At 64.6% G+C, this 21,470-nt stretch carries 17 protein-coding genes and 1 pseudogene; 12 read left to right on the top strand and 6 right to left on the bottom strand.

The annotated features are described in order from the left end of the window. Positions 1-648 precede the first annotated feature (648 nt). Positions 649-1,020 (top strand): tRNA-binding protein, encoded by a 372-nt coding sequence (locus BRAS3843_RS03450; protein ID WP_008967324.1) that lies wholly within the window; start codon positions 649-651, stop codon positions 1,018-1,020. 81 nt (positions 1,021-1,101) lie between these two features. Next, the gene (locus BRAS3843_RS03445; protein WP_008967323.1) at positions 1,102-3,003 is read left to right on the top strand and encodes an alpha-amylase family glycosyl hydrolase; all 1,902 of its coding nucleotides are present in this window, start codon (positions 1,102-1,104) and stop codon (positions 3,001-3,003) included. 168 nt (positions 3,004-3,171) lie between these two features. Here the strand turns inward: BRAS3843_RS03445 and BRAS3843_RS03440 are convergent, their stop codons facing one another. Further along, positions 3,172-4,107, bottom strand: coding sequence for a sugar kinase (locus BRAS3843_RS03440; RefSeq protein ID WP_008967322.1), 936 nt, complete (start codon positions 4,105-4,107; stop codon positions 3,172-3,174). After that, positions 4,091-5,143, bottom strand: a complete 1,053-nt coding sequence (locus BRAS3843_RS03435) for an SPFH domain-containing protein (protein WP_008967321.1) — start codon at positions 5,141-5,143, stop codon at positions 4,091-4,093. Before BRAS3843_RS03435 ends, BRAS3843_RS03440 begins: the two co-directional genes overlap by 17 nt. Before the next feature lie 93 nt (positions 5,144-5,236). On the opposite strand from BRAS3843_RS03435, the gene BRAS3843_RS03430 reads away from it, so the two are divergent. Continuing rightward, the gene (locus BRAS3843_RS03430) at positions 5,237-5,980 is read left to right on the top strand and encodes an NUDIX domain-containing protein (RefSeq protein ID WP_008967320.1); all 744 of its coding nucleotides are present in this window, start codon (positions 5,237-5,239) and stop codon (positions 5,978-5,980) included. Positions 5,981-6,095: 115 nt separating this feature from the next. Here the strand turns inward: BRAS3843_RS03430 and BRAS3843_RS03425 are convergent, their stop codons facing one another. Further along, positions 6,096-6,671 (bottom strand): hypothetical protein, encoded by a 576-nt coding sequence (locus BRAS3843_RS03425; protein WP_035980709.1) that lies wholly within the window; start codon positions 6,669-6,671, stop codon positions 6,096-6,098. A gap of 422 nt (positions 6,672-7,093) precedes the next feature. On the opposite strand from BRAS3843_RS03425, the gene BRAS3843_RS41980 reads away from it, so the two are divergent. Both BRAS3843_RS41980 and BRAS3843_RS41795 read left to right on the top strand, forming a co-directional pair. Then, complete coding sequence (locus BRAS3843_RS41980; protein WP_008967318.1) at positions 7,094-7,810, top strand: hypothetical protein; 717 nt, start codon at positions 7,094-7,096, stop codon at positions 7,808-7,810. Continuing rightward, on the top strand, positions 7,804-9,192 hold the full coding sequence (locus BRAS3843_RS41795; RefSeq protein WP_008967317.1) for a methyl-accepting chemotaxis protein: 1,389 nt from the start codon (positions 7,804-7,806) through the stop codon (positions 9,190-9,192). Before BRAS3843_RS41980 ends, BRAS3843_RS41795 begins: the two co-directional genes overlap by 7 nt. A gap of 15 nt (positions 9,193-9,207) precedes the next feature. On the opposite strand, the gene BRAS3843_RS03415 is transcribed toward BRAS3843_RS41795, so the two are convergent. Together BRAS3843_RS03415 and BRAS3843_RS03410 are read right to left on the bottom strand one after the other, a co-directional pair. Continuing rightward, the gene (locus tag BRAS3843_RS03415; RefSeq protein WP_008967316.1) at positions 9,208-10,734 is read right to left on the bottom strand and encodes a carboxylesterase family protein; all 1,527 of its coding nucleotides are present in this window, start codon (positions 10,732-10,734) and stop codon (positions 9,208-9,210) included. Next, entirely contained in the window at positions 10,703-12,049 is a 1,347-nt protein-coding gene (locus BRAS3843_RS03410; protein ID WP_008967315.1) for an MFS transporter, read from the bottom strand. Before BRAS3843_RS03410 ends, BRAS3843_RS03415 begins: the two co-directional genes overlap by 32 nt. 213 nt (positions 12,050-12,262) lie before the next feature. Here BRAS3843_RS03410 and BRAS3843_RS41280 point away from each other — a divergent pair. The 5 genes and pseudogenes from BRAS3843_RS41280 to BRAS3843_RS03385 all read left to right on the top strand — a co-directional run. Further along, a pseudogene (locus tag BRAS3843_RS41280) lies at positions 12,263-12,883 on the top strand (TetR/AcrR family transcriptional regulator); the annotation flags it as partial. Between the two features lie 60 nt (positions 12,884-12,943). Then, the gene (locus BRAS3843_RS03400) at positions 12,944-13,816 is read left to right on the top strand and encodes a shikimate dehydrogenase (RefSeq protein ID WP_035980711.1); all 873 of its coding nucleotides are present in this window, start codon (positions 12,944-12,946) and stop codon (positions 13,814-13,816) included. A gap of 122 nt (positions 13,817-13,938) precedes the next feature. After that, on the top strand, positions 13,939-15,807 hold the full coding sequence (locus tag BRAS3843_RS03395) for a sugar phosphate isomerase/epimerase and 4-hydroxyphenylpyruvate domain-containing protein (protein WP_008967313.1): 1,869 nt from the start codon (positions 13,939-13,941) through the stop codon (positions 15,805-15,807). A 182-nt stretch (positions 15,808-15,989) separates the two neighbouring features. After that, entirely contained in the window at positions 15,990-17,219 is a 1,230-nt protein-coding gene (locus tag BRAS3843_RS03390; protein ID WP_008967312.1) for a CaiB/BaiF CoA-transferase family protein, read from the top strand. A gap of 87 nt (positions 17,220-17,306) precedes the next feature. Then, entirely contained in the window at positions 17,307-17,702 is a 396-nt protein-coding gene (locus BRAS3843_RS03385; protein ID WP_008967311.1) for a RidA family protein, read from the top strand. Positions 17,703-17,736: 34 nt separating this feature from the next. On the opposite strand, the gene BRAS3843_RS03380 is transcribed toward BRAS3843_RS03385, so the two are convergent. Beyond that, complete coding sequence (locus BRAS3843_RS03380) at positions 17,737-18,411, bottom strand: TetR/AcrR family transcriptional regulator (protein WP_008967310.1); 675 nt, start codon at positions 18,409-18,411, stop codon at positions 17,737-17,739. A 214-nt stretch (positions 18,412-18,625) separates the two neighbouring features. Between BRAS3843_RS03380 and BRAS3843_RS03375 the strand changes: the two genes are divergently transcribed. Continuing rightward, positions 18,626-19,858: an acyl-CoA dehydrogenase family protein gene (locus BRAS3843_RS03375; protein ID WP_008967309.1), complete on the top strand. Its 1,233-nt coding sequence runs from the start codon at positions 18,626-18,628 to the stop codon at positions 19,856-19,858. 182 nt (positions 19,859-20,040) lie between these two features. Then, entirely contained in the window at positions 20,041-21,099 is a 1,059-nt protein-coding gene (locus tag BRAS3843_RS03370) for a phosphotransferase (RefSeq protein WP_008967308.1), read from the top strand. Positions 21,100-21,470 lie beyond the last annotated feature (371 nt).

The raw sequence follows: 21,470 nt of genomic DNA, 5'->3' as shown, positions 1-21,470 counted from the left end.
CGATCGTCACGACACGCGAGGCGGGGAGGCGGTGGCCGCGAGACACCGGAAGCGCTCGTTGAGTGCGGACGGACGGTGCTTTGCGGACGGTGAAGTCGTGTGGTCCTGGTCTCCCGGTGCTGAGACCTGCGCGATGCGCCCTTGGCGCATCGTCGCACGCGATGATGCTTCGCATCACGCGGACAGGGGCAAGAAAGCCGGTCCCTGGGGAGATCACGTATAATCCGTCAAACATCGCGCAGGGAATGCCGGATGCTCGGCTTGACCTGTGGTGACTGCCGCCTGCTTTTTCTTCTGCAGGCGGGCCATGGGTGAGGCCTTCACCCGGCATTCCCTGCGCCCTCTTCATCAGGAGGGAGCCCGATCGAAAAGCTCGGACGCGACATTGCGCCGCGAGGATGCGAAAGCATGCGTGTTCACCGGTCCAACGGAATGAAAGCGGAACTTCATTGGATGGTGCGGACCGACCATCGCGCGGCAAGCGGATTGCATGTGAGGCGTCATCTGTAGCCCCATACGCCTCGCGCAATCGCCCATGCCAAGGTCACGGCCGCACGCGGATTGTCACGCCAATCGTCCGCGACTATGAAAGATCATCCTGGCCGAAGCGGCGCGTCTCCGCGTCGGTACGCCCATTGAGTGTTCGCTATGCATCTCTCCCACGATCCCGCCGCAGGCGCGGCGCCACAAATCTCGTTCGACCAGTTTCTCGCCGTCGACATCCGTGTCGGCACCATCGTCGCGGTCGAGCCGTTCCCTGAGGCGCGCAAACCGGCGCTGAAGCTGTCGATCGATTTCGGCCCGGCCATCGGCATCAAGCGCTCGAGCGCGCAGATCACGCAGCACTACGATCCGGCGACGCTGGTCGGCCGCCAGGTCGCGGGCGTGGTCAATTTTCCGCCGCGACAGATCGGCAAGTTCATGTCGGAGGTGCTGACCTTGGGCTTTCCGGACGAGCAGGGCAATGTGGTGCTGTTTGCGCCCGACCAGCGCGTGCCGAACGGCGGGCGCCTGTTTTAAATCCTTCAACCGGAAGTCACAAATATCGTGGATACCACTGTCGCCCGTGCTAACCTGCTGTTCCCGAGTGTGGGCTTACGCATGTCGCTCCGACAGCTGCATCTCCTGCAAGCCCCGATGGGCGGTACCTTGGTGCCGGGCGGCGCCACGTTCCGCGTGTTCGCGCCGCATGCCAAGGCGGTCTATGTCTCCGGCGACTTCAACAATTGGGTTCAGGACGACAGCTGCCGGCTGTCACCGATCGGCGCCGGCTATTGGGCGGTCTTCATCCCCGGACTGAAGGATGGCGACCCCTATATGTACTTCATCGAAGGGGCGGGCTCGAGCGGCTACAAGCGCGATCCGCATGCGCGGCTGTTGACCGTCGAGCCGCCGTTTCCGTCCTGCCATTCGGTGCTGCGCAATCCGCACGCCTTTCCCTGGCACGAGGTGGATTTCAAGCCGCCGGCCTTCAACGAGCTCGTCGTCTATCAGCTTCATGTCGGCACTTTCGACATGAAGGCGGGCAATCCCGACGGCTGCTTCTTCGACGTGATCGAACGGGTGCCGCATCTCGCTTCGCTCGGCGTCAACGCCATCGAGCTGCTGCCGATCCAGGAATTCCCGACCACTTTCAGCATGGGCTACAACGGCACCGACCTGTTCAGCCCGGAGACCGAATATGGCGAGGCCGACGCGGCGAAGCTCGCGGCCTATGTCAACCGCACCAACGAGATCCTGGTGAAGGCGGGGCAGGCGCCTTACGAGAGCGCCGAGCTGTTGCGCCATTGCGACGATCAGCTCCGCGCGCTGGTCGATGTCTGCCACGTCCACGGCATCGGCGTGCTGTTTGACGTCGTCTATAACCACGCCGGCGGCGGCTTCGACGAGAACAGCATCTGGTTCTTCGATCGCCAGCCCTACGGCAACGCCAATGACAGCCTGTATTTCACCGATCAGGGCTGGGCCGGCGGGCAGGTTTTCGCCTATTGGAACGCCGACATCAGGCAGTTCCTGGTCGACAATGCGCTGTCGTTCTATCGCGACTATCGCGTCGACGGCCTGCGCTTCGACGAGGTCAGCGTGATGGACCGTTTCGGCGGCTGGGCCACGTGCCAGCAGCTGACGTCGGCGCTGCGTGCCGAGAAGCCGGAGGCGATCCAGGTCGCGGAATATTGGCCGGTCAATCCCTGGGTGGTGAAGGACCACGCCGAAGGCGGCGCGGGTTTTGATGCGACCTGGAGCGACCGCTTGCGCGAAAGCGTGCGCGCGGCGGTCGGTGCTGCAGCCGCCGGCCGCAATGCGCCGGTCCCGATGCAGGCGATTGCGGCGGCGATTGCGGACGACAGCCTCGGCAGGCGCGCCCGCGCGGTGCATTCGATCGAGAACCACGACATCGTCTATGCCGGCCGCGAGCCGCGGATCGCCCGGCTCGCGGACAGTCTCGATTCCCGCTCCTGGTACGCGCGCAGCCGCAGTCGCGTCGCGACCGGTCTGTTGTTGACCGCGCCCGGCATTCCCATGCTGTTCATGGGCCAGGAGCTGTTGGAGGAGAAGCCGTGGAGCGACACGCCGCATCCGGAGACGTCGATCGGCTGGGCGCGGCTCGATGGCGGCGACACGGTGACGCTGGATTTCCTGCGCTTCACGCGCGAGCTGATCGACCTCCGCCACAAGCTCAAGGCGTTGTCGGGCGAAGGCAGCGGCATCGTCCACGTGCATGACGGCAATCGCGTGCTCGCCTTCGAGCGCTGGGCGGCAGGCTCCGATGACGCGGTCATGGTGGTCGTGAGCCTGAACGAGACCGCGTGGACCGATTATGCGATCGGCTTCCCGGCCGGCGGCGCCTGGCATCTGGCCTTCAGCAGCGAGGATTATGAGGAGGGCGCTCATCCCGCCGAGCATCGCGAGGTGATGGCCGATGGCCCGCCGATGCATGGCCGTCCCTGCTCGGCGCATCTGACGATTCCCGCCAACGGGCTCTTGGTGTTCGCGCGGGGGTAGGCGTGACCGGCGGTGTTACAGGATCAGGCAGCCCTGCCGCTCCGCGATCCCGGTCGCGGCCTCGGTTCAGACGATGAGGAGTCCCTGCCGCTCCGCGATCCCGGTCGCGGCCTCGGTTCAGACGATGAGGAGTCCCTGCCGCTCCGCGATCCCGGTCGCGGCCTCGGTTCAGACGATGAGGAGTCCCTGCCGCTCCGCGATCCCGATGATCGCTTCGGTGCCGGAATTGAAGTCGAGCCGGTCGGCCTCGATGCCGTCCGAGAAGATCACGCCGTTCTCCGGCATCAGCGAACGCAGCCGCAGGGCGTCATCGGTGCCGAGGCTGCCGCAGACCAGACCGACCTGCGAACTCCGGCTCGGGAACGGCTCGCGCACGGCAAAGCGCAGCTCGCGCGCATCCCAAGGGAGAGCGTCGTAATGCGCCACAGCGCCCGAGGCACCGAAGCTGCCGGCAATCGCGAGCGAGCCGGTGACAATGCTCTTGAACCAGGCGGTCGAGCCGAGACCCGTGGCCACGATCAGCCCGCTGGAGGATTGCCGCTCGTGCCGCGCCGCGGTGGCGATCTCGTAAACAGCGGAGACATGCGAGCGCGCGCCGATGAAGAGGTCGTTGACGGCATGGAGCACCTGGCCGTCGGAGAGGCTCGCCTTGGCCATTGTGACCGCCTTCGCCGCGCGCCTGTCCGCGGCGACCTCCGGCAGCAGGGCGGGGAGATCGTTCGGCTTGAACGGCAGCAGGATGCCGTCATAGCGGCCGGCGTCGGGGTTGAGCCCGAGCAGCGGCTGGCCATCGAGATATTTCATGGTGTTGGCGACCACGCCGTCCTGGCCCAGCGCCACCACGATGTCGTGGGGGCCGAAGATGAAGTTGGGCAGGAAGCCGCGGTCGATCACCTGGTAGCGACCCCATTGTTCGAGCGTCTGCACCGCACTGACGCGCGCGGCCTGGTAGATCTCGTGCTCGCGCTCGTAGTCGGAGAAGTCAGCTCCGAGATGCTCGACATAGAACTTCGCCTGCTCCGCGGTGAGGAACCTCGCGATGAGGTCCTCCAGCCGCGTCTTTCTGACGACCAGCACCACCTTGCGGTCATTGGCGGCGGACACGGGCGGCCTCCCGGTCGGTCGGAGCAGGCTTGTCCATCAGCGCGTTCAGAAGCTCGGGCGAGACGTTCAATTGCCCGATCTTCTCAGCCTTCTCGGCCAGCCCCGAAAACGCCTGCGCGATCAGCTGCCCCGGCTGCATGCCGGTCGCGGCCAGCGCCTGGATCACGCGGGTGTCGACGCCGTCGAAGATCTTCATCAACGCGCCGACCCGATAGGCCTCGGCATCGGCAAGGGTGCGGGTGTTGGCCGCGTTGAGCTCGACAAAGTCCTTGCGCCGGCCTTCCAGCGCGATGTCGGCGACCATGCCGGCCTCGCGCAGCTCGTTCTGCTTGGCGGCGACGCTGGCGTCCGCATCCATCTGGGTCTCGCGGATGGAGCGCTTCTTCTGCTCGACCGCAATTTCCGTATCGAGCTCGCTCTCGCGGATCGCGCGCTCCTGCTCGACCGCGAAATTACGACGGGCGAAGATCGCTTCGTCCGCCGTTTTCAGGATCGCCTCGCGCGCCTCCGCCTCGAGCGCCTTCGCCGTTTCGGGCGTCGGCTTCACGGCGCGCACGGAGACGCCGAGGATCTCGAGCCCCAGGGCCTCGATGTCGGCGCGGCTCCTGAGACCCAGCGCGATGGTGCCCGCGATGTGGTCGGAGGCGCGCAGCGCCTCTCTCAGGGTCATGTCCTTGACCGCCTGCTGCGCCAGTACCTCGACCGCTCCGAGAATGCGCTGCGGCAGCTTCTCGGGATCGTCGGATTCAAATGTCTTGCCGTCCGCCTTGAGGGTGAAGTTCAACATCGCGGCCGCCTTCTTCGGCTCGCTGATCCGGTAGGTGACATGTCCCTGGATCGTCAGCGTCTGAAAATCGCGGGCCGTCTCCTGGAAGATGAAGGCGGCGTCGCGGCTGCCGATCGGGATCGCGACCAGGGAGGTGACCGGGCCGTAATAGAAGGTGGAGAGACCGGTGCCTTCCTCCGTGACCTGGCCCGCGCGGTATTTGAGGAGGTAGGTGGTGGGTTGAGCCTTGATGAAACGAATGCCGAACATGGCGGCCTCCATAAGTGCGTCACGCCAACTAAGTAAGTTCGACAGTACAACTAAGTATGCTATTGTCAAGCGGCAATGCGAAGAGGTTCAAAGGTGGCGGAGAGGGCGGGGCAAAAGGCCCGGGAGAGTGGCGGCCGGACCGCGGGACTGGATTTCCCGCGGCCCCTCACCACGGTCGACGTCGTGATCTTCACGATCCGCAACGACGCGCTCCACGTGCTCCTGGTGCAAAGGGGCGCGGGCGACAACGAGCCGTTTCCTGGCGCATTCGCCTTGCCCGGCGGCTTCGTCGATATCGCCAGGGATCGCGACCTCGAGGCTTGCGCTTTGCGGAAGCTGAAGGAGAAGACCGGCGTGGTCAGTCCCTATCTCGAGCAGCTGGGAAGCTGGGGCAGCGCGGCGCGCGATCCCCGCTTCTGGTCGGCGACGCACGCCTATTTTGCGCTGCTTCCGGCGTCGATCGCGGACCGCGCGCTGGCAGCGGATGCGCAGTGGTTTCCGCTTGTCGGCGAGCGCGTCAAGCCGAAGCTCGCCTTCGATCATGACGAGATCCTTGCGGCCGCCGTGCAACGGCTGCGCAACAAGGTCGAATACACTTCGCTGCCCGCCTATCTGATGGCGGAGGAGTTCACGCTGCCGGAGCTGCAGCGGACCTACGAGATCGTGCTCGGCCGTCCGCTGGAGAAGAGCGCATTCCGCACCCGCATGCTGTCGGCGGATCTGATCGAGCCGATTGCGAAAATGCGCAAAGGCCCGAACCGGCCGGCGCAGCTCTATCGGCTGAAGGCGGCGAAGGAGCCGGTCTATTTCGCGCGAACGTTCAATCCTCCGGAGTGATGTGGAGTGGCGACGTCATCGACATGCAAGGGGGTCCGACCACGGGGCAAGCCAGGTGGCCGGACGCTCTGCTCAGACGGCGATGGCAGGGGAGACAGCGCCGTCAAAGCTGGCCTCAGGCCGAGTAATCCAGCACCAGCGACGTGCTGCTCGCGTTCGAGGACGATGTGCCGTTCGCGCCGTAGGAGGACGAGGAGGAGTTCTTGCTGGTGTCCTGCAGAGCTGCGAGCAACTTCTTCAACAGGTCGGCGATATCCGAATCTGTGCTCGACGACGAAGACGAGGACGCCGTCGAATCCGTGCTCGAACTGCTACCAGTCGAGGAGCTGTCGCTGGTCTGGGCGCTAGCCGCTCCGCCAGGGCCGCCCGAGAACGTGTTGGCGAACACGTTCTTCAATTCGCTGGCCTGGTCGGAGGTGAGCTTGCCGGCCGAGACCTCCTTGTCGATCAGGCTGTCGATCTTGGACTGCATGTCCTGTGGCGACGGCGGCGTGCTGGAGCTCGCGCTCGAGCTTGATGATGAGCTGCTCGCGCCGCTCTTCAACGCGGAGTCGATGTCGTCGAGTGCCGAGGATAAGGCGCTTTGATCGGACGAGCTCACTTTGCCGGAGGAGACCTCCTTGGCGAGCTCCTGCTTCAAGAGGTCGAGCGGTGAATAGGCAGAGGTCGAAGTTGCAGAGATCGATGTCATGGCTTGCTCCCAGTGGTGAAACTCCAAACTGCGAGCAGGTAAAATCGTGCGACTTAATGAGCTCTTGCGCGATATTTCTCGATATTTCCCGCCGCCGATCGAACACACAATGAAGCAAGAAAATTCTCCCACGTCCGTGGAATTACGTGCGGCTTGATGTGACGCACGCGGATGCGGACCGTCCGCTCTGGCGATGGAGCTGAACTAATTAGCACAGACTGATTCGGGTGGTGTGCGCCACCACGCGGATAAAGCGGGCATCCCACATCGCGATCTGTTCGGGTCAATGAGGATGATGATACCGTATGCTGAGAAGAGAGAGCCATTGTAGTTATCGCAGTCCTCACAACTGAGAGAAAAATTAACGCGAATTGAGCACAAATTGCCGATCGGCAAATTTGACCATGACTGGATACCGACACATGAAGCTGCTCGCCGGTCTTTCGGTTCGCACCAAACTCGGTCTCATCATCGGCATCCTCGCGTTGCTCCTCGTCGGGAGTCTCGGTGTCGGCCTCACCGACTCGTTCGGCCGCTATCAGGCGGCTCAGCGGGTGGCGCAGCTCGCCGGAGCCGACCAGCACCTGTTCGCGACATTGATCGGCTTTCGCCTCGAGCGCGGTACCTTCCTCGCGACCCTGGTTGCGGAAGGAGCAGCCGATGCGGCTGCCGATGCACGGATCGCAACCAACCGGCAGATATCGGACGCGGCCTATAACAACGTGCACGACGCGATCTCCGCATTTGCGGATCCCAGGATCGTCGGCCGGCTCGCTACGCTCGTTGCGACGCATGACCGGCTTGCATCGCTGCGCTCCGATGCGGAGCGCGCCATTCACCAGCCGAGGGCGTCGCGCGATACGCAGGTCGCGGATGCCTTCCGCAAGGCGGCGCAGGATTATCTCGAAGCCATTCTCGCGCTCGCAGCTAATCTTGAAGAGACCCTCAAGCTTGTCGATCCCGTCGTCGACCAGATGGTCAACGTCAAGCAGTCGGCCTGGGCGGCGCGCAATTTTGGTGGCCTGTTCGCGGTGCGCATCGAGAACGCCGCGGCCTCCGGCAAGCCATGGAGTCCGCCTGACATTGTGGCCGGTGCCGAGGATGTCGGACGGCAGGCCAGGCATGGAGCCAGGTGCTGACGGCGGCCGCGCGGCCGGACGCACCGGTCGCGCTGATCGACGTGGTGAATCGCTCCAGGCAGCCCGATGCGCAAGCTTTGGCCGAGCAGCAGGCCGCCTACGTCAAGGCGCTGCGCAACAATCAGACGATCGACATCAAATTCGCCGACCTCTCGAAGCTCAATACGGCCATCCTGAACTATAGCGTCGAGGCCGCCAACGCCGCGCTGGCCGAAATGGTCGCCGCTGCGGGACGGCAGATCAGTGCAGCGCGCGCGATCCTTTTTGCCGATATCACGATGATGGTTGTAGCGATCGTGGTTGCTGTCGCTGGCCTGCTGGTCGTGCAGCGCCGCATCTCCGCGGCCATTCTGTCACTGACGGCCGCCATGAGGCGGCTTGCCGATCGCGATTATTCCGTCGAATTGGTCGGCCTCGACCGTCGTGACGAAGTCGGCGAGATGTCGCGGACCGTTGCCGTGTTCAAGGAGAGCATGATGGCAGGCGATCGTCTCGCAGGTGAGAAGGCCTCCGAGCAGGAGCGCAAGGAGCGGCGCCAGAGTGCGGTCGAGAGCCTGATCAAGGCGTTCGAGAACACGGTGACGACCTCGCTGCAGACGCTTGCCTCGGCATCGAACGAGCTGAACGCCACCGCGCAATCGATGTCGGCGATTGCCGACCAGGGGCGCTCGAAAGCCTCCTCGGTCGCGAACGTGTCGGAACAGGCATCCGGCAATGTGCAGATGGTTGCGGCGGCGACGGAGGAGCTCTCGGCCTCGATCGCCGAGATCGCCCGCCAGGTTGCGGAATCGACGGCAATCGCGGGTGCTGCCGCCATGCAGGCCGAGAAGACCAACGACGAGGTGCGCACGCTTTCTGATGCCGCTCAGCGCATCGGCGACGTGGTCGCATTGATCAGCGGCATTGCCGAGCAGACCAATCTGCTCGCCCTGAACGCAACGATCGAGGCGGCGCGCGCAGGCGAAGCCGGCAAGGGCTTCGCGGTCGTCGCGGCCGAGGTGAAGACCTTGGCGAACCAGACCGCGAAAGCGACCGAGGAGATCACGGCGCAGGTCACCGGCATCCAGGGGGCCACGCGCTCGTCCGTTGATGCGATCCAGGCGATCAGCAGCACGATCCAGCGGGTCAATCAGATTGCCTCCGCCATTGCGGCTGCGGTCGAGGAGCAGGGCGCGGCGACGCGCGAGATCGCCCGCAATGTGCAGCAGGCCTCAGAAGGCACCACCGAACTATCTCGGCACATTGTGGGCGTGTCGCAATCCACCACTGAAACCGGCAGTGCGGCTGGAGAGGTGCTGGATTCGGCGAAGACGCTGGCCCGGTTGTCGTCGGACCTGCGTCGCGATGTCGATCAGTTCGTAGGCCAACTGCGCGTGGCCTGAGCAGAGAGGCGCCGATCAGTCGCCGGCCCGGTCTGCGCTTAGGCTTCGCCAGGCCTCCTGCCGCGGCGTATTCGTCGCGCTGGTCACGCGGAACGGGCTCGCGAAGATCGCGAGTTCGCCACAGGTCGGTGTGAAGGCCGGCCAATTGCCTTCGTCATCCGGACGACCTTGCTCGGCAAAGCGCAGCACGCAAGCCTGCAGCCGCGCTGCGACCTCGATATCCACGGGGGTCATCGGACCGCCCGGGCGTTGCAGCACGGGACGATCGACGAAGTCGGGCAGGTGCGCCCACAGGCATGCATTGTCGGCGCCATGCGTCGGTCCCTGCGATAGGAACGGTGCCAGCGTCGGCCGATGGTCGAAACGGCTGAGCCAGACCCGTCCGCCCGCTTCGTGGTGTAGCTCCGCAAGCTCGGCCATCGGCCGGTGCCACATCGCATCCGACAACAGCGCTTCGTAGGGGTCTTCGTCGGCCCGCGCGGTCGCGCGATAAGATGCAAGCAACCGATCCCAACCGTCGTCGCCGAATTGTGCGCGGATGCGGCCTTCTGTCACCCGGATCATCGCAGCGGGCGGGTCGCTCTTCAGGAACATCACCATCTCGTCGCGACAGGAGCCGAGCCAGAGGTTCTGCTCGCGCAAGGCGCCGGCGCTGATGGCCTCGCGCGGATCGCACGGGATCACCACGCTGTCGAGCACCGGGCCGAACAATGTTCCGTGGGCGGTGCGACCGGCGACCTCGCGACCGACCGTTTCGGCGGTGTCCAACAGCCGCGCCACCGGCACATCGCGGATAGCAGCCGCATCATGCGGCGCGAGTTCGAGGGCTGCCAGAAATCGATCGGCGATGTCGTCGGCCTGCGCCGCCGGCATGATGCCGCGCCCGGGCACGCTGAAGGCAACGCTGCGCCGGAAATGGCCGCGCGCCTGCGGCAGCGTCATCATCGTCACCACCAGTGACGCGCCGGCCGATTGGCCGAGCAAGGTGATGTTATCAGGATCGCCGCCGAACGCGGCGATGTTGTCGCGCACCCAAATAAGTGCCGCGAGCGTGTCGGTGACGGCGAGATTGTTGGCTTCTGCCAGCACCCCGCCGAAGCGGTGCAGCTGCAGGAAGCCGAGCGGGCCGAGCCGGTAATTGATCGTGACGATCACGGCGGGACCATGCTTGGCAAGAAACGCGCCGTCATAGTCGGAGCCGGCGCCGGTCACGAAGGCACCGCCATGGATGAAGAACAGCACCGGCAGTGGCTTGGTGACCTCGGCCGGCGTCCAGATGTTCAGGGTGAGGCACTCGGCCTCGGTATTGTCGGCGATCAGTCCGCGTTGCGGGGCAACGGGACCGAACGCCGTGCAGCGCAGCGGTGTCTCCCAATTCGGCACGGCAGTCGCGCGTCGGAAGCGCTCCGCCTGCGCGAACGGAATGCCTTTGAAGGCGCGCACGCCGCCCTGAGCTGTGCCGATCACGCCGCCGCTGCTGGTCTGGACCAGCGGCGACGGCGCAACGGTGTCAGCCGATGACGGAAGCAGCTTTGCTGTCATGATTGATCAACTCTGGGGCTTTCTTGCCGAGATCTTCGATGCCCACGCTGTGGGTTTCGCGCGCGGTGGCCGCGGCCGCCGCCGAGATCACGCAGGCGCAGGCGATGAAGATCGCGACCGGAATCCATCCCGTGGGACCATCGCCGAGCAGGCTCTGGCTGATCACCGGCGTGAAGCCTGCGGCCAGGAAGCCGAGTTGGGTGCCGATCGCCGTGCCCGAATAGCGCACGCGGGTCTCGAACATCTCGGCATAGAAGGACGGCCAGATCGCGTTGGGTGCGGCGTAGATGATGCCGGACAGGATCAAGGTTGCCGCAAGAATCTTGGTCGGCTCGGCCGAGGTGATCGCCATGAAATAGGGGAAGATCAGCACTGCGCAGCCGAGCACGCCGCCGATGAACACCGGCTTGCGGCCGATGCGGTCGGCGAGAATCGCCCACAGCGGCTGGGTCAGCAGCGCCGTCGCATTGGCCAGGACGCCGGCCCACAGCATGGTCGTGCGTGGCACGCCGAATTTGCTGGTCGCATAGCCAAGCGCGAACACCGCGGTGACCGTGCTGACGGTTGCGATCAGCGCACAGACGATCACGCGCAACACATCAGGCCAGAAGTCGCGCAGCAGCGCCACCACCGGAAACCGCGCAACCTCGTTGCGGGTCTTGATCTCGGAGAAGGCGGGCGTCTCCGGCATGGTCCGGCGGACCAGATAGGCAACGACGAGCACGACGAAGGAGAGCAGGAACGGAATGCGCCAGCCCCAGCTCAGGAGCTGCGCCTCAGGCAGCGTCGACACCGGGATGAACACCAAGGTCGCCAGGATCGCGCCGGCCTGGGTGCCGGTCAGCGTCCAGCTGGTGAAGAAGGCACGACGCCCGCCGTCGGAATGTTCGAGCGTCAGCGAGTTGGAGCCGCTCTGCTCGCCGGCAGCGGACAGGCCTTGCAACAGACGTAGCAGCGTGAGCAGGAGAGGGGCGGCGCTGCCGATCATCTTGGCGTCGGGTAGCAACCCGATTGCGAGCGTCGATCCGCCCATCAGGACCAGCGTGACCACCAGCACCGTCTTGCGCCCGACACGGTCGCCGAAATGGCCGAGAATGACGGCGCCCACGGGCCGGGCGATATAGCCGATGCCGAAGCTCAACAGCGCGAGCACCGTGCCCGTGGCAGGGTCGACATTGGCGAAGAACACTTTCGGGAAGATCAGCGCGGCGGCGGTGCCGTAGATGAAGAAGTCGTAGTATTCGAGCATGCTGCCGACGAAGCTGACCACGGCGGCGCGCTGCGGCAGGCGGTCCTTGGACGTGACTGAGCTCATGTTTCCCCTCTCGGTTGTTGTTTGCTGCATTTGGCCCAGAGAGCCAGCGCGAGATCATTTTTGGGACCGCGCCAACCATCCGGGTTGCATTCTTGATGAGTGGACCATAATGTACGAACTAGTTCGTTTCAAGTCCGTTCGTTCGCGGTGACGGGCATTCGCGCTGCAAGGCCCCACGATCGATCCGAATTCGCTAATGTTTAGAGGGTGATCATGTTGGAACGGACCGCCATGGAGCCGAAGCCGAGCCGGCGGAAAAACGACCCGGACGCGACCCGCCGCAACATCATCGATGTCGCGACGACGGAATTCGCGACATCGGGCTATTCGGGCGCGCGGGTCGACGCCATCGCGGCCAAGACCCGCACCTCGAAGCGGATGATCTATTATTATTTTGGCGGCAAGGAGCAGCTCTATCTGGCTGTCCTGGAGGAGGCCTATCGCAGCATCCGCGAACTGGAGGAGAGCCTCGACACCCGCAATTGCAGCGCGGTCGAGGCGATCAGCCGGCTGGTGGAGGCAACCTTCGAGCACGATGCGCGCAACCCGAACTTCATCCGCCTCGTCAGCATCGAGAACATCCACCACGCCAAGCATCTGAAGCACAGCGCGCAGCTGCGCGAGATCAACGCCAGCGTGATCGCGACCTTGCGGCGGATTCTCGAGCGTGGCCGTGCGGAGGGGGTTTTCCGGCGCGACGTCGACCCGATCGATCTGCACCTGGCGATAAGCTCGTTCTGCTTCTTCCGCGTCGCCAATCAGTACACGTTCGGTGCCTTGTTCAATCGCGATCTTGCGGAGGCCGAAACCAGCATGCGCAACAAGCAGCAGATCGTCGATATGGTGCTGGCCTATCTCGGCGGCGAAGGCGGGACCGAAGCGGCCCAGCCCGCAATACCTGCGTCCTCGGCCGCGCCGCAGCCCCATGTTCTCACCGGCCTGATCGGCGCGCCGATCAAGCATTCGGCGTCGCCCGCGATGCATGAGGAAGCAGCCAGCGCGCTCGGCCTGCGCTGTCACTATCAGCTGATCGAGGTTGCCGGCGCTGACCGGGAGCGGCTGCGCGGCCTGCTGGATGGTGTCAGGCAGATGGGCTTCGCCGGCGTCAACGTCACGTTTCCCTATAAGGAGGCGGTGGTCGAGCTGCTCGACGAGCTGGCGCCGGAGGCGAAAGCGATCGGCGCAGTCAACACCGTCGTTGTGCGCGAGGGCAGGCTGGTCGGCCACAACACCGACACAACGGGCTTTGCGCGCGCCGTTGCGCCGCTGGTCACGGCCTCAGGCCGCGGGCCGGTGGCGCTGGTCGGTGCCGGCGGGGTCGGCAAGGCGATCGCGTTTGCGCTTGCGAGCCACGGTGTGAGCGAGCTGCGCATCATGGACAGCGATCTCGTCAAGGCAAATGCGCTGGCGGCGTTGCTGTGCGACCATCCAGGCGTCAGCGTTGCTGACAATGTCGATGCCGCACTGCGCGGCGCCGTCGGGCTGGTCAACGGCACGCCGGTCGGCATGCTGCCGAACCGCGACAGTCCGGTGCCGGAGACGCTGCTGCATGCCGGGTTATGGGTGGCGGATGCGGTCTATTCGCCGCTCTGGACCCCGCTGCTATCGGCCGCCAAGACCAAGGGCGCGCAGGTGATGAGCGGCCGCGATCTTGCGATCTATCAGGCCGCCGATGCCTTCCAGCTCTTCACTGGCATGGCGCCCTCGGCGGACGCGATGGCGCGGGCCTTTGATGGCGTGATGGCGAGGCGATACGCGGCGGCATGATCGGCGTAGGGTGGGCAAAGGCGCGAAGCGGCGTGCCCACCGCGATGTCGAGTACGCATGGAAGTGGTGGGCACGCTTCGCTTTGACGACCCTACGAGACAAGAGACAGGGAGGACGTCGCTATGAACCAGCGCTCGATCGCCACGGTGTCCATCAGCGGCGCGCTTGACGAGAAGCTGCGCGCCATTGCCGCCGCCGGCTTCACCGCGGTGGAGATCTTCGAGAACGATTTGATCTCGTTCGGCGCCCGGCCACGCGAGATCGCAAAGCTTTGCGCCGATCTCGGGCTCATCATCTGCGCCTATCAGCCGTTCCGCGATTTCGAGGGCATGCCCGAGCCGCAACGCGCGCGCAACTTCGTGCGCGCCGAGCGCAAGTTCGACCTGATGCAGGAACTCGGCACCGATCTCCTGCTGGTCTGCAGCAATGTCTCGCCGCTTTCGCTCGGCGGTATCGACCGCGCGGCGGATGATTTCCGTGCGCTCGGCGGGCGCGCCGCCAGGCGCGGCCTGCGCATCGGCTATGAGGCGCTCGCCTGGGGACGTCACGTCAGCGACCACCGCGACGCCTGGGAGATCGTGCGGCGCGCCGATCATCCCGCGGTTGGCATTATCCTCGACAGCTTCCACACGCTCGCGCCTAGGTTCCCCGAGCGCACCATCCGGTCGATCCCGGCCGACAAGATCTTCCTGGTGCAGCTCGCGGACGCGCCGCGTCTCGAACTCGATGTCCTGTCCTGGAGCCGCCACTTCCGCTGCTTTCCACTGCAGGGCGACCTGCCGGTGACCGACTTCATGCAGGCCGTGCAGGCGACTGGCTATGCCGGGCCGCTGTCGCTTGAGATCTTCAATGACCAGTTCCGGGCCGGCTCCGCCGCGCGCACCGCGGTCGACGGCATGCGCTCGCTGATCCTGTTGGAGGAGGCGCAGGCGGCTGCGCCGGCGGCCATGTCCACGGCGCTTCCGCCCAAAGCGGTCAGCCGCGGCGTCAGCTTCATCGAATTCGCGGTCAACGAGTCCAACGCGGCCGCGCTGGCGGCGCTGTTCGGTCAGCTCGGCTTCCGCAAGACCGGGCAGCATCGCAGCAAGGCGGTGGAGCGCTGGTCGCAGGGTGCGATCGAGCTGGTCATCAACGCCAATCCGACCGGCTTTGCCCATTCGCATTATGTCACGCATGGGCCGGGCGTCTGCGCCATTGGCCTTGACGTTGCCAATGCCGGATCCGTGATGGCGCGTGCCGAGGCGCTGAAAGCCAAGACTTTCCACCAGCCGGTCGGGCCGGGCGAACTGGAGATCCCGGCGATTCATGGCGTCGGCGGCAGCCTGCTTTATTTCCTCGACACCGGCGATACGAACTGGGACGTCGACTTTGTCACCGTCGAGCATCGTGATGGGACCGATCGTCTCGCCGCCGTCGATCACATCTCACAGTCGATGCCGCATGAGGAGATGCTGTCGTGGCTCCTGTTCTACACCGGTATTCTCGATCTGGCCCGCCTGCCGCAGCTTGAGATTGCCGACATCAGGGGCCTCGTGCACAGCCAGGCGCTGATCAATGGCGATCGCAGCCTGCGCATCATCCTGAACGGTTCCCAGGCACGGCGAACCCTGTCGGCCCGCTTCATCGACGAGTTCTTCGGCTCCGGCGTGCAGCACATCGCCTTTGCCTGCCGCGATATCTTTGCGACGGTGGCGGAGTTGCGGGCGCAGGGCGCCGCGTTCCTCGATATCCCCGATAATTATTACGACGATATCGAGGCCCGATATGACCTCGCCCCCGCCACGATCGCGGCGCTCCGCGCCAACAGGATCCTTTACGACCGGGACGGCGAGGGCGAGTTCTTTCAGATCTACACCCGCGCCTTCGAGGAGCGCTTCTTCTTCGAGATCGTCGAGCGGCGGAACTACAACGGCTTCGGCGCAGCCAACGCCGCGATCCGGCTCGCCGCCCAGGCGCGCGAGGCGGCCGCAGCCGACATTCCGGCACTCTGACCCAATCGGGCCTAAGTCATTTTGATTCAGGGCATGCCGTGGCACCTCGCGAGGGCTGACGGGATGGCGGCATGCTGACAGCGCAGTGCTCTTGGCCTGAAAATGGTGTATCCGCGAGGGAAGCTTCGCGGGGGATGCTCGGTGTTCCCGCGACAAGGAATAAGGCTCCCGGAGGAAGGTTCATGTCGGCTCTGCCGCTGTCTGGCATCAAGATTCTCGATCTCACGCGCGTGCTTGCCGGACCCTTGTCCGCGCAGATGCTCGCTGATCTCGGCGCCGAGGTGATCAAGATCGAGCGGCCCGGCACCGGCGATGACGCCCGCGCTTTCGGCCCGCCTTACCTCAGAGATCCCGAGGGCAAGCTCAACAACAACAATTCCTTCTATCTCTGCGCCAACCGCAACAAGAAGTCGGTCACGGTCAACATCGCCTGCAAGGAGGGCCAGGAGATCATCCGCGAGCTCGCCAAGGACTGCGATGTCTTCATGGAGAACTACAAGGTCGGCGACCTTAAGCGCTACGGTCTCGACTATGAAGCGATCCGCACGGTCAATGCGGACGTGATCTACTGTTCGGTGACCGGCTTCGGCCAGACTGGGCCCTATGCGCCGCGCGCCGGCTATGACGCGATCTTCCAGGCGATGGGTGGCTTGATGAGCGTCACCGGCCATATGGACGGCGAGCCGGGCGCCGGGCCGATGAAGGTTGGCCCGTCGATCGTCGACTATATGACCGGCATGAACACCTCGATCGGCATCCTCGCTGCGCTCTACCATCGCGATGTCAACGGTGGCGGCGGCCAGCATATCGACGTCTGCCTGTTCGATACCGTGATCGCCTCGCTGTCGCACTACGCCCAGATCTACCTCATCAACGGCAAGTCGCCGCCGCGCCGCGGCACCTGGGGCAATGGCGGCATGCCGGCCGGCGTGTTCCGCTGCTCCGACGGCGAGCTGATGCTGGTGGTCGGCAACGACGCGCAGTTCGCGCGAACCTGCGCCGTACTCGGCGCGCCGGAGCTCGCGACCGACCCAAAATTCGTCAAGAACAACGACCGCGTCGTCAACGGCAAGGAGATCATGGCGATCTTCGCCGGCTTGTTCCTGAAGAATACGGTGCAGCATTGGCTGGACGAGCTGGAGAAGGCCGGCGTGCCCTGCGGCCCCGTCAACGACTTCGCCCATGTGTTCGCCGATCCGCATGTCCGCTCGCGTGGCATGGAGGTGAAGGTCGATCACCCGTTCGAACCGAACCTGTCGCTGATCCGCAACGCGCTGACCTTCTCGGAGACGCCGGTCACCGACTATCGCGCGCCGCCGCTGTTGGGCGAGCACACCGAGGCGATCCTGTCAGGTGAGCTCGGCTACGACGCGGGCAGGATCGCCGAATTGAAGGCGCGCGGCGCCATCTGATGCGCCAGACACACTTCGATCAATTCCGAAGCATGAATTCACGTTGCGCAACTAGCCTGTCGTCTCCCTGACAAGCGGAGATGACAGATGAAACGCGAAGCGCTGCGGGTCGAGCCGATCTCGTCCTTTCTCGAACGATGGAGCACGGTCCGGGCCTCGCCGGTCGTGCGGGCCGGCAACATGGTGTTCGTCTCCGGCCTGCCACCGTTCGATCCCGACACCGGCGAACTCGGGCATGCTGCGATCGAAGTGCAGACCGAACGTGCGCTGGAACAAATGAAGCTATGCCTGCAGGCGGCCGGCGCCACGCTCGATAATGTGATGAAGTGCAATATCTACTGCACTTCGTCGAAGCATTTCGGCGCGGTGAACGCGGTCTATGCCCGCTATTTCCAGGACAATCCGCCGGCGCGGATCTTCGTCTGCATCCCCGAATGGACCGGGCCGTTCGACATCGAGATCGACTGCATCGCGATGATCTGATCGGCGCAAAAAATAAGCAAGGCGCGCGTCGGCGTTACTGCAGCTGGCGCGCCGGCTTGGCGGCAGCCGAGGGCAGGGATGTCGGCCTGCCGCCCGTCAGCGCCGTTGCGGCAACAGCCACCACGCGCTCGACCACGGCCTCGACGTCGTCGACATCGCATTTGCCGTCCGAGAGCTTTTGAAGCCGCTCGCTGTCGCGCACGGTCTGCTGCGCCATGGCGAGCGCGAAATGCAGTCCCCAATAAAGCTCGACCTCGCCGCAGCCTGGCAAGGCGCGCGCCATCGCGGCGATGAACTTGCGCAAATGATCGATCTCGCGGTTGCGGATGCGGCGGATCGGCGGCACCGATTCGATGTTGACGCGGATCATGAAGCGCGCCGCCGTGGAGCGCTCGTTTTCCGGCCCCAGGCAGCCGCGCAAAGTGGGGCCGACCAGCGCGCGCAGGATGTCGCTGATCTCGGCACGGCCGCCGCCTTTCTCTTCCGTCGCCCGTAATTCGCGCAGGCGTTCGCGGTTGAGCGCGATCGAGCGCGTCACGAACAGTTCGGCGATCAACTCGTCCTTGGAGCCGAAATGGTAATTCACCGCGGCGAGATTGACGTTCGCCGCCGCCACGATATCGCGCAAGGTCACGTCGGAGAAGCCGCGTTCGGCATAGAGCCGCTCGGCGGCAGTGAGGATCGCTGTGCGGGTCAGATCGCTGGCCATGGTTTCGGAACGACGGCAGTTGCTTTTCAAACACTTGTATGAAACTATCGTTTGAGGCGGCCGGAATGTCAAGGCGAGGGATTTCGCAAGGCGGCATTTCGGCGCTGCAGCAGCTCGCATCGTGATCGGCGCCCGCAACAAGAGGCTTGCGGCGCGCAGGTTGCGGACGAACACTGCGGCAAAACAAGCGAGGAAAGACGAGAAGGAGGGCCCGATGGATTTCACGATGTCGGCGAAGCAGCAGGAATGGCTGGAGCGCGTACGTAGCTTCATGACCAAGCATGTCCGCCCGGCGGTGCCGATCTACAAGCAGCAGGACGCCGAGGGTGACCGCTGGAAGGTGATCCCGATCCTGGAGGAGCTAAAGGCGAAGGCCAGGGCGGAAGGGCTGTGGAACATGTTCCTGCCGCCGTCGGAGCATGAGGACGACGAGTTCCGTGGCGCGGGCCTCACCAATCTCGAATATGCGCTGCTCTCCGAAGAGATGGGCCACATCTCCTGGGGTTCAGAGGTGTTCAACTGCTCGGCGCCGGACACCGGCAACATGGAAGTCTTGATCCGCTACGCCAACAAGGAGCAGAAGCGCAAATGGCTGCGGCCGCTGATGGATGGCGAGATCCGCTCGGCCTTCCTGATGACCGAGCCTGCGGTGGCCTCGTCCGATGCCACCAACATCGAGACCCGTATCCAGCGCGATGGCGATCACTATGTGATCAACGGCCGCAAATGGTGGTCGTCCGGCGTCGGCGATCCCCGCTGCAAGATCGCGATCCTGATGGGCAAGACCGATCCGTCCGCCGCCAAGCATCAGCAGCAGTCGCAGATCCTGGTGCCGCTCGACACGCCCGGCATCAAGGTCGAGAAGATGCTTCCGGTGTTCGGCTTCGATGACGCACCGCACGGCCATGCCCAGGTGCTGCTCGAGAACGTCCGCGTGCCCGTCAGCAACCTCCTGCTCGGCGAGGGCCGCGGCTTCGAGATCGCGCAGGGCCGGCTCGGCCCGGGCCGCATCCATCACTGCATGCGCACCATCGGTAAGGCCGAGGAGGCACTGGAGAAGATGGTGAAGCGGCTGATGTCGCGCACCGCCTTCGGAAAGAAGATCATCGAGCATTCGGTGTGGGAGCAGCGCATCGGCGAAGCCCGCACCAACATCGAGATGACGCGGCTTCTGTGCCTCAAGGCAGCCGACATGATGGACAAGGTCGGCAACAAGACCGCGCAGCTCGAGATCGCCATGATCAAGGTCGCCGCGCCCAACATGGCGCTCAAGATCATCGACGAGGCGATCCAGGCCTTCGGCGGCGCTGGCGTCTCCGACGAGGCCGGCCTTGCCAAGGACTATGCCGGCATCCGCACGCTGCGGCTCGCCGACGGTCCGGACGAGGTGCACAACCGCGCCATTGCCAGGCTCGAAATCCGGAAGTATGCAAACACGAACCACTAAGTGACGACGATGTCGGGTGGGCAAAGCAACTTGTCCGCCGTAGCCCAAAGGGCGTAGGCGGACGCGTGCACACCTGTTTCGTGACAGGACGCAAGCTGCGGTGGGCACGGCGCTTCGCGCGATGCGCGAACGCGCCTTTGCCCACCCTTACGCTTGCCAACGAGAGTTGAGGGAGCCTCATCTTGGCTGATGCCGTGAGGAAGGACGAAGAATATTCCGGCACCAAGCCGGTCGAGGAGCGGCATCGCTTCGACGAGGCCAAGCTCGCCGCCTGGATGGCGGAGCATGTGGAGGGCTTTGCCGGGCCTTTGACCGTGCTGCAGTTCAAGGGCGGCCAATCCAACCCGACCTATCGGTTGAACACGCCGACGCGGTCCTATGTGATGCGGCGCAAGCCGTTCGGCAAATTGCTGCCGTCGGCACATGCGGTCGACCGCGAGTTTCGCGTCATATCCGCGCTCGGCAAACAGGGGTTTCCGGTCGCGCATGCCTATGCGCTCTGCCAGGACGATTCCGTCATCGGCGCGGCCTTCTACATCATGTCGATGGAGGAGGGCCGGGTGTTCTGGGATCCGACCCTGCCGCATGTCGATGCCGATCAGCGGCGCGCGATCTTTACCAGCAAGATCGAGACGCTGGCCAAGCTGCACATGTACGATCCCGATGCGATCGGGCTAGCCGACTTCGGCAAGCCAGGCAACTATTTCGCGCGCCAGGTCGACCGCTGGACCAAGCAGTACCGGGCGTCCGAAACCGAGCACATCCCCGAGATGGAGAAGCTGATCGAGTGGCTGCCGCGCACGCTGCCCAAGCAGGAGCGCGTCTCCATCGTGCACGGCGACTACCGGCTCGACAACATGATCTTCCATCCGACCGAGCCGCGCGTGATTGCGGTGCTGGACTGGGAGCTGTCGACGCTCGGCGATCCGATGGCCGACTTCACATATCTCCTGATGCAGTGGCTGATGCCGGGCCTGGAGGGCGTCGACCCCAGGCCGCTCAACATCCCGACCATGGAAGAGGCCGCGCAGATCTATTGCGACGCCACCGGCGTCCAGATGCCCGACCTCAACTGGTATCTCGCCTACAACATGTTCCGCCTCGCCGGCATCACGCAGGGCATTGCGGGGCGCATCCGTGACGGCACCGCGGCCAACGCGAAGGCGATCGAATCCGCCAAGCGCACCGTGCCGCTGGCGAAGGCGTCATGGGCTTACGCGCAGAAGGCGGGAGCGGTCTGAACAATACGAAGGCGCGGCGATGGCCGCGCTTGTTTCCTCATACCGCTCTCGTGAGCGTGGCGCCGTTCTCGTGTCCCGGACGTGGCGCAGCACAAAGTGCTGCGCCGCAGAGCCGGGACCCACTCACGTCGCCAATGCTTCAGCGAAGGTTCACATGCTTGGGCTTCGAGGATCGAATCGAAAGATTCGAGATGGACGAGCGAGGTCACGCCGTGGTGCCGCCTGAAGCTCTCTGGGTCTCGGCTCTGCGGCACGAAGTGCTGCGCCGCAGGGTCGGAACCCAGTCACGATACAAGACAGCATGTTCGGGCAGCTATGTGCCGCTGAGAGCGCCATCTAGATTTGCGTCTCTGAAGAGTGCTGCCAAGGTG

Source organism: Bradyrhizobium sp. STM 3843, from assembly GCF_000239815.1.
GTDB lineage: Bacteria > Pseudomonadota > Alphaproteobacteria > Rhizobiales > Xanthobacteraceae > Bradyrhizobium.
This window is presented reverse-complemented; position numbering and strand designations above follow the sequence as displayed.